Annotated in this window: 7 protein-coding genes and 1 pseudogene; 7 read left to right on the top strand and 1 reads right to left on the bottom strand. The window is 44.2% G+C overall.

From position 1 onward, the window contains the following. From MTF70_RS23025 to MTF70_RS23010, 4 genes and pseudogenes are all read left to right on the top strand, one after another. Positions 1-63: pseudogene (locus MTF70_RS23025) on the top strand (elongation factor Tu); the annotation flags it as partial. 331 nt (positions 64-394) lie between these two features. After that, positions 395-583: a bacterioferritin-associated ferredoxin gene (locus tag MTF70_RS23020; protein WP_005381360.1), complete on the top strand. Its 189-nt coding sequence runs from the start codon at positions 395-397 to the stop codon at positions 581-583. Between the two features lie 93 nt (positions 584-676). Beyond that, positions 677-1153: a bacterioferritin gene (gene bfr, locus MTF70_RS23015; protein ID WP_005381359.1), complete on the top strand. Its 477-nt coding sequence runs from the start codon at positions 677-679 to the stop codon at positions 1151-1153. 206 nt (positions 1154-1359) lie between these two features. Continuing rightward, entirely contained in the window at positions 1360-2637 is a 1278-nt protein-coding gene (locus tag MTF70_RS23010) for a malic enzyme-like NAD(P)-binding protein (protein ID WP_005381358.1), read from the top strand. A 112-nt stretch (positions 2638-2749) separates the two neighbouring features. Here the strand turns inward: MTF70_RS23010 and metJ are convergent, their stop codons facing one another. Further along, positions 2750-3070, bottom strand: coding sequence for a met regulon transcriptional regulator MetJ (gene metJ / locus MTF70_RS23005; RefSeq protein ID WP_005381353.1), 321 nt, complete (start codon positions 3068-3070; stop codon positions 2750-2752). A 225-nt stretch (positions 3071-3295) separates the two neighbouring features. Between metJ and MTF70_RS23000 the strand changes: the two genes are divergently transcribed. The 3 genes from MTF70_RS23000 to metF all read left to right on the top strand — a co-directional run bounded on the left by MTF70_RS23000 (position 3296) and on the right by metF (position 8045). Beyond that, the gene (locus MTF70_RS23000) at positions 3296-4456 is read left to right on the top strand and encodes an O-succinylhomoserine (thiol)-lyase (protein WP_017633522.1); all 1161 of its coding nucleotides are present in this window, start codon (positions 3296-3298) and stop codon (positions 4454-4456) included. Between the two features lie 15 nt (positions 4457-4471). After that, a complete protein-coding gene (locus MTF70_RS22995) occupies positions 4472-6880 on the top strand; it encodes a bifunctional aspartate kinase/homoserine dehydrogenase II (protein ID WP_205461593.1) in 2409 nt (802 codons plus the stop codon). Between the two features lie 262 nt (positions 6881-7142). Continuing rightward, positions 7143-8045: a methylenetetrahydrofolate reductase gene (gene metF, locus MTF70_RS22990; protein WP_205461594.1), complete on the top strand. Its 903-nt coding sequence runs from the start codon at positions 7143-7145 to the stop codon at positions 8043-8045. Positions 8046-8068 lie beyond the last annotated feature (23 nt).

Below are 8068 nucleotides of genomic sequence, written 5' to 3'. Positions count from 1 at the left end.
TTCGCGATCCGTGAAGGTGGCCGTACAGTAGGTGCTGGTGTTGTTGCTAAGATCTTCGACTAATTCATAGCGAATTAAACGAAATCTTGCACTGTTCTTCTTTTTGAAGAAAGCGCATCGAAAAGGGAAGCTTAGGCTTCCCTTTTTCATTTCTAGATTACATTTAGTTATAAGTGTTGAAATAAAAGACGTCACTTTTTCGATTTAAAAACAGAGTTTTACCGACTTTATTTCTTAACGCTTTTACTCACCCCTCTTAACCCTTTGATCTTTTCCTGCAGCGGTAAAATCGTTATAACCAAATATTCTGAGCGGACACCATAATGCGACTGGTAACAAGAACTATTCTTGTTTATATTGTTTGTCACAGATTAGTTTTATAGGTTTTTTGAGTATGTACGTTTGTCTTTGCCATGGTGTCTCCGACAAAAAAATCAGGAAGTTGGCGATAGATGAAGGCGTAACAGATATTAAAGGAATCAAAAAGTGCACGGCATTGGGCAGCCAATGTGGTAAGTGCATCAGACAGGCCAAGGAAATTTTAGCGGAAACTAGTTACACGGAATTTAAACAAGCCAGCTAATTGCTGTAAGTATGCAGTAATTATTTGCCTTACATTTTGACACCTTCTCATTTGCTTCTACATTTAAATGAAGCCAAAGAGGAGGGTTTTGTCATGAAAGGCGATCCAATCATCATTCAACATCTCAATAAAGTGCTCGGTAACGAGCTCGTCGCTATTAATCAGTATTTTCTTCATGCCCGAATGTATAAAGACTGGGGCTTAAAGCACCTAGCAGACAAGGAATATCACGAATCTATCGATGAGATGAAGCATGCCGATCATCTAATTGAGCGTATTTTGTTCCTTGAAGGCTTACCGAACCTACAAGATTTAGGTAAGTTGATGATTGGTGAAGATACCAAGGAAATGCTCGAGTGTGACTTAAAGCTTGAAATGGCGGCTATTCCAGATTTAAAAGATGCGATTGCCTACGCTGAAGACATTCGAGATTATGTGTCTCGAGATCTCTTCCAAGATATTCTTGAAGATGAAGAGGAACATGTTGATTGGCTAGAGACTCAACTTGGCTTGATTGAAATGTCTGGTATTGAGAATTATCTCCAAGCGCAATACGTGGACGAAGAGTAACGATACTTTCTGAGTTTGCATACTCCAATAATAGTAAGAAGAAAGAGCACCTGACTCGAAAATCAGGTGCTTAACCCCGTTATCTGGTCTAATCTCTTTTATTATCGGCTTTTTAAGGATATTGCTCGCAATCTTGCCTATGAAGTTTGATTTCTATCCGATAGAATTTATGCCCCCTTACCTAAAAATAAAAAAGAGAAACGTCCATGTCTGAAGACAACCACCAAGCAGCCACTCCAGAAGAAGAACATCGCCAAAAAGCATTGGATTACCATGCTTATCCAACTCCAGGAAAGATTGCTGTCGAACTGACAAAGCCTGCGGAAACGGCGGGTGATCTTGCCCTTGCATATAGCCCTGGTGTTGCAGAGCCAGTGCGTGAAATCGCACAAAACCCGGATAACGTGTACAAGTACACTGCAAAAGGGAACATGGTTGCTGTTATTTCTAACGGTACCGCTATTCTAGGTCTAGGTAACCTAGGTCCACTTGCATCTAAGCCAGTGATGGAAGGTAAAGCGTTACTGTTTAAGCGTTTTGCTGGTCTTGACTCTATTGATATTGAAGTTAAGCACCGCACGATCGATGAATTTGTGGATACTGTTGCGAGCATTGCAGACACTTTTGGCGGTATCAACCTTGAAGATATTAAAGCACCAGACTGTTTTGAGATTGAAAAACGTTTGATTGAGCGTTGTGATGTACCAGTATTCCACGATGATCAACATGGTACTGCTATTGTAACGGCAGCGGGTATGCTGAATGCAATCGAACTTCAAGGTAAGAAACTTGAAGATTCAACAATTGTTTGTCTTGGCGCTGGCGCTGCCGCTGTAGCGTGTATGGAGCTTCTGATCAAATGCGGTGCAATGCGCGAAAAAATCTACATGCTAGATCGCAAAGGTGTGATTCACACTCGTCGTGATGACCTTAATGAATATAAGCAGTTATTTGCGAACAATACAGATAAGCGCACACTAGAAGACGTAATTGAAGGTGCAGATCTGTTCCTAGGTGTATCTGGTCCAAACCTGTTGCCAGCGGAAGCGTTGAAGTTGATGGCTGATAAGCCAATCGTGTTCGCATGTTCTAACCCGGATCCTGAAATCAAGCCGGAACTTGCTCACGCAGTTCGTGATGACTTGATCATGGGTACTGGCCGTAGTGATTATCCTAACCAAGTTAACAACGTATTGTGTTTCCCATTCATTTTCCGTGGTGCTCTTGATGTGCGTGCAAGTGAAATCAATGATGAAATGAAACTTGCAGCCGTTGAGGCGATTCGCGAGCTAGCAAAAGAGCCTGTACCTGAAGCCGTATTGAAGGCTGCAGGTGTTGATAAGCTAGAGTTTGGTGCGGACTATATTATTCCAAAACCAATGGATTCACGTTTGCTACCGCGTGTTGCAAAAGCGGTTGCTCAGGCGGCGGTTAATTCAGGTGTAGCTCGTATCGAGATGCCTGAAAACTACATGGCAGAGTAATATATCTTTCAGATGTGATACACAAAAATGGGACGCTATTGCGTCCCATTTTTTATGTCATTCATTTGGCTCGAGGCAAGAGTCATTACCTGAAACCTCTTATCAGGCTTTTTTATTCTTCGTCGAATGACTCAAATTCGATGCCCATTTCCGTCATCAGCGCTTTTACTTCTGTTGGAATATCATCAGGACGGTCTTTACGAAGGTCTTCATCTGTCGGAAGTGGCTGACCTGTGTACGCGTGCAAAAATGCCTCGCATAGCAATTCGCTATTGGTTGCATGGCGTAAGTTATTGATCTGACGGCGAGTACGCTCATCAGTTAGCACCTTTAAAACTTTTAGCGGGATAGAGACGGTAATTTTTTTTACTTGTTCGCTTTTTTTGCCGTGCTCTGCATATGGGCTAATGTATTCGCCATTCCAGTCAGCCATTGCACACCTTCATTTATGTAATCGGTTAAAAATAATTTAGGTGCTGATTTTAGCTGCATTTACCGCCATAAGCAAAGACATATAGACGTCTAGAAGTGTTGACGTCTCATTTTTTGACGAGTAAAGTGAACATAACAGCAAAGGAAGCGTGTTGATCACTTTATGTTACTCATTAGATATAGCGCATTCCTATTTAGAAGTCATTACCCGTGAAAGGATACACCCATGAGCACTCGCAAACCTGCGACCATTGCAGTACGCACTGGTATTGAATCAGACAGCCAATATCATGCTGTCGTTCCACCTATTTATCTTTCCACTAACTATGGTTTTCCTGCTTTTGGTGAAGTGCCCAAGTATGATTACACACGATCTGGTAATCCAAACCGCGGACTGTTGGAAAGTGCGCTATCTGAACTTGAGTCCGGAAAAGGAGCGGTTGTTACTAACTGCGGTACGTCGGCATTAAATTTATGGGTTTCCGCTTTTCTCGGCCCAGATGATCTCATTATTGCTCCTCACGATTGTTATGGTGGTACCTATCGTCTTTTTAATACCCGAGCTAACAAAGGCGATTTTAAGGTTCAGTTTGTCGATCAATCAGACGAACAGGCTTTAGATGCTGCATTGGCACAAAAACCAAAACTCATTTTGCTAGAAACTCCGTCAAATCCTCTGGTTCGCGTAGTGGATATTGCAGCTACTTGTGAAAAAGCGAAACAAGTCGGCGCGTTAGTTGCGGTGGACAATACCTTTTTGACACCCGTGTACCAAAAACCTTTAGAGCTAGGTGCGGATTTTGTTATCCACTCCACAACAAAGTACATCAACGGTCATTCGGACGTAATTGGTGGGGTAATCATCACCAACACAGAAGCGCATGCAGAAGAGCTTGCATGGTGGGGCAATTGTATTGGTGCAACGGGCACACCTTTCGATAGTTACATGACACTGCGAGGTATTCGTACGCTTGGTGCTCGTATGAGAGTACATGAAGAGAGCTCACAGCAGGTACTAGCTTACCTACAGAAACAAGCGTTAGTTAAAACTATCTATCATCCAAGCCTGCCGGAACATCCAGGTCACGACATTGCTAAAAAGCAGCAAACGGGCTTTGGCTCTATGTTGAGTTTTGAGTTTGCTGGTTCGTTTGAGCAGTTAAAGGTGTTTGTGAAAGAGCTCCAACTGTTTTCATTAGCAGAGTCATTAGGTGGTGTAGAAAGTTTGATTTGCCACCCAGCATCCATGACGCACCGTGCAATGGGTGAGGAGGCGCTGGCGGAGGCTGGGGTCTCTCATCAACTATTGCGTTTGTCTGTCGGTTTGGAAGATGCACAAGACCTCATCACAGATTTAGAACAAGCGTTTGCTAAAGCTACCCAGTAATAGGAGACGATAACAATGACTGTACAACGTCAGCTGCATAAGTTTGGTGGCAGTAGCTTAGCAAACCCAGAATGCTACTTACGCGTTGTGGGTATTCTCAAGGAGTATTCGACAGAAAATGATCTGGTGGTCGTCTCTGCTGCAGGAAAAACCACTAACCGCTTGATTGAGTTTTTGGAAGGGTTAAATAAAGATGGCCGAATTGCGCATGAAGCGCTTCAAAGCTTAAGACAGTTTCAAACTGAGCTAATAGAAAGCTTGTTGGAGAGTGAAACAAAAGAAGAGCTGTTAGCTTTATTACATGATGAGTTCAGTACTCTCTCGGAGCTGACTGCACCACTCACTAATGCGCAAAAAGCCGCGGTACTGGGGCACGGAGAAGTATGGTCTGCTCGCCTATTGGCCGCGTTATTATCTCAACGTTCTATCCCTGCGGTTGCACAAGATGCACGAGCGTTTTTACGTGCAGAAGCGGGAACTCAACCAGAGGTTGATCGCGCTCGTTCATACCCTTTAATTAAAGAGATCCTCGCGCAGCATAACCATAAACGTGTGGTAATTACTGGCTTTATGGCTCAGAACGAGGCAGGAGAAACCATTCTACTTGGTCGTAACGGCTCTGACTATTCTTCAACGGTCATAGGCGCGCTTGCTGAAGTCAGTACTGTCACGATTTGGAGTGATGTTGCTGGTGTCTATAGTGCCGATCCACGTTTGGTGTCTGACGCTTGTTTATTACCGTTACTTCGATTGGATGAAGCCAGTGAACTTGCTCGCTTAGCTGCCCCAGTGCTACACAGTCGTACGCTTCAGCCTGTGGCGCAAAGTACCATGGACCTTAATCTCAAGTGTAGCTATCTGCCAGAGTCGGGTTCTACTCGTATTGAGCGTGTATTGGCATCTGGTCGTGGCGCTAAAATTATTACTTCACTGGATGATGTTTTATTGGTGCAGTTGTCTTTCATGCATGGGCACGACTTCGAAAAAACACAGAGTGATGTATTACAAGCGTTGCAGCGCGCGCAATTAGAGCCACTGGCATTTGAAGCTCAATCCGATCAGCACACGCTACGCTTGGCTTACACCGCAGAAATCGCCGGTGGTGCATTGAAACACTTGCAAGAGCTTGCGGTAGAGGCAGAAATTAAGCTAAAAGAAGGTTACTCGCTCTTAGCTGCGGTAGGTGCAGGCGTTACGAAAAACGCCAATCATTGCTTTGGCTTTTATCAGAAGCTAAAGCACTCTCCGGTAGAATTTATCTCTGAAACAGACTCAGGACTGAGCCTAGTCGCTGTTTTGCGCCGTACTGATACCGAGGCGTTGGTTCAAACGATTCATAGCCAGTTGTTCCAAGCGCAAAAACGCGTGGCAGTGGCTTTATGTGGCAAGGGTAATATTGGTTCTAGTTGGTTAAATTTATTTGCGACGCAAAAAAGTGAGCTCGAAAAACGTCATGGTATGAGCTTTGATCTTGTCGCGGTTGTGGATAGCCAAACCTATTGGTTCGATGAGCAAGGTATTGAGGCGGCGAGTGTTGCTGAACGATTTGATGATGAAAGCATAGCAAACAATGGGGATTGGCTGGCACGTTTGGGAGCACTTAAAAGCTATGATGAAGCCGTCGTGCTTGATGTTACCGCGAGTAAAGAGTTAGCTCAGCGCTACGTAGAAATCGCACAGCAAGGCATTCATTTGATTTCCGCTAACAAAGTGGCCGGTTCCGCAGATAGTCAGTACTACCATCAGGTTCAAGATGCATTCGCTAAAATTGGTCGTCATTGGCTATACAACGCAACGGTTGGTGCTGGGTTACCGATAAACCATACCGTGCGAGATCTTCGTGAAAGTGGGGATGAAATCGTCGCTCTATCGGGGATTTTCTCGGGGACGTTATCATGGCTGTTCCAACAGTTTGATGGTTCTGTGCCATTTAATGATTTAGTCGATCTTGCTTGGCAGCAAGGGTTAACCGAACCTGACCCTCGTTCTGATTTAGATGGCTCCGATGTAATGCGTAAGTTAGTCATCTTGGCTCGAGAGTCGGGCCTAGATATAGAACCAGACAGCGTTAAAGTTGAGTCTTTGGTTCCAGAAGAATTAAGAGAACTGAGCTTAGATGATTTCTTCGATAATGGAGCGTTGTTGAGTGAAATACTTCAAGAGCGTCTGACAAAAGCACAGAGAAACGATCAAGTGCTTCGCTATGTGGCGCGTTTAGAAAAAAATGGTAAAGCAACGGTGGGAGTCGAAGCGTTATCTCGTGAGCACGCGCTCGCCAACTTATTGCCATGCGATAACATTTTTGCCATAGAGAGCAAGTGGTACAAAGATAACCCTCTGGTCATTCGAGGACCAGGCGCAGGCAGAGAAGTGACAGCCGGCGCTATTCAATCCGACCTCAACCGATTGGCTGGTTTATTTTAAAGTTGCGATTGACCTAAAAACCCTGGAATTAATCCAGGGTTTTTTATTCCCCTATCAGTGCCATACTGAAGTCATAACCCGTGCAAAATGGCGAGATGATGCTCAAGTAGAAACTTGAACTATCTTCATTATTAACTTGAGAAAAATTCATAATTACAAGGTTGACATTAAATCGTATTCAATACATTCTGTAGACATATAGACGTCTAAACGTCGATTTTAAGGATTTGTTTTCGTGGCGGAGTGCCGCAGGGAGAGTAAGATGGGATATACGCACGCAGGCCATATCGACGCCTTGAACCAGAATATTGCTGAGTTATCAGATAACATCAATGTATCGTTTGAGTTTTTTCCGCCAAGCAGCGCTAAGATGGAAGAAACACTTTGGAGTTCAGTGCACCGTCTTAAAACGCTTCAACCTAAATTTGTTTCTGTGACTTACGGTGCGAACTCCGGCGAGCGTGACAGAACACACTCCATCATTAAAGAAATTAAAGCAACAACCGGATTGGTTGCCGCTCCCCATCTCACTTGTATTGATGCGACTCGTGAAGAGTTGATTAATATTGCCGATGATTATTGGAACAATGGTATTGAAAATATCGTCGCTCTGCGTGGTGATATTCCTCCAGGTGGCGGTGCGCCTGATATGTATGCCTCGGATTTGGTTGAGCTGCTGAAATCACGCCACGATTTCGATATCTCCGTTGCTGCATTCCCTGAGGTTCACCCTGAGGCTAAAAGCGCTCAGTCTGACTTATTGAACCTAAAACGTAAGGTAGATGCAGGTGCAAACCGTGCTATTACTCAGTTCTTTTTTGACGTTGAGTCTTACCTGCGATTCCGTGACCGTTGTGTCGCAGCAGGAATTGACGTAGAAATTGTGCCAGGAATTTTGCCTGTATCGAACTTTAAGCAAGCTTCTCGCTTTGCGGCACAGAACAATGTGAAAGTACCAGGATGGATGAGCAAACAATTCGATGGCTTGGATGATGATCCGGTGACTCGCCAGCTTGTAGGAGCTAGCCAAGCTATTGATATGGTGCGTGTACTGAGTCGTGAAGGGGTTAAGGACTTTCACTTCTACACACTAAACCGTGCAGAGATGACTTACGCGTTATGTCATACGTTGGGTGTTCGTCCTCGCGCAGTAGTCGGTGCGTAAACCTAGTTTCAAAAAGATAAAAG

Origin of the sequence: Vibrio sp. 2CM40D (assembly GCF_023161825.1) — a bacterium.
Taxonomy (GTDB): domain Bacteria; phylum Pseudomonadota; class Gammaproteobacteria; order Enterobacterales; family Vibrionaceae; genus Vibrio; species Vibrio alginolyticus.
The sequence above is the reverse complement of the archived record's forward strand: the minus strand, read 5'-3'. Positions and strand labels throughout refer to the sequence as shown.

Coding starts and splice junctions, on each gene's coding strand:
- metF (WP_205461594.1), top strand. CDS start 7,143: ATGGGATATACGCACGCAGGCCATATCGACGCCTTGAACCAGAATATT.
- MTF70_RS23010 (WP_005381358.1), top strand. CDS start 1,360: ATGTCTGAAGACAACCACCAAGCAGCCACTCCAGAAGAAGAACATCGC.
- MTF70_RS22995 (WP_205461593.1), top strand. CDS start 4,472: ATGACTGTACAACGTCAGCTGCATAAGTTTGGTGGCAGTAGCTTAGCA.
- MTF70_RS23000 (WP_017633522.1), top strand. CDS start 3,296: ATGAGCACTCGCAAACCTGCGACCATTGCAGTACGCACTGGTATTGAA.
- metJ (WP_005381353.1), bottom strand. CDS start 3,070: ATGGCTGACTGGAATGGCGAATACATTAGCCCATATGCAGAGCACGGC.
- MTF70_RS23020 (WP_005381360.1), top strand. CDS start 395: ATGTACGTTTGTCTTTGCCATGGTGTCTCCGACAAAAAAATCAGGAAG.
- bfr (WP_005381359.1), top strand. CDS start 677: ATGAAAGGCGATCCAATCATCATTCAACATCTCAATAAAGTGCTCGGT.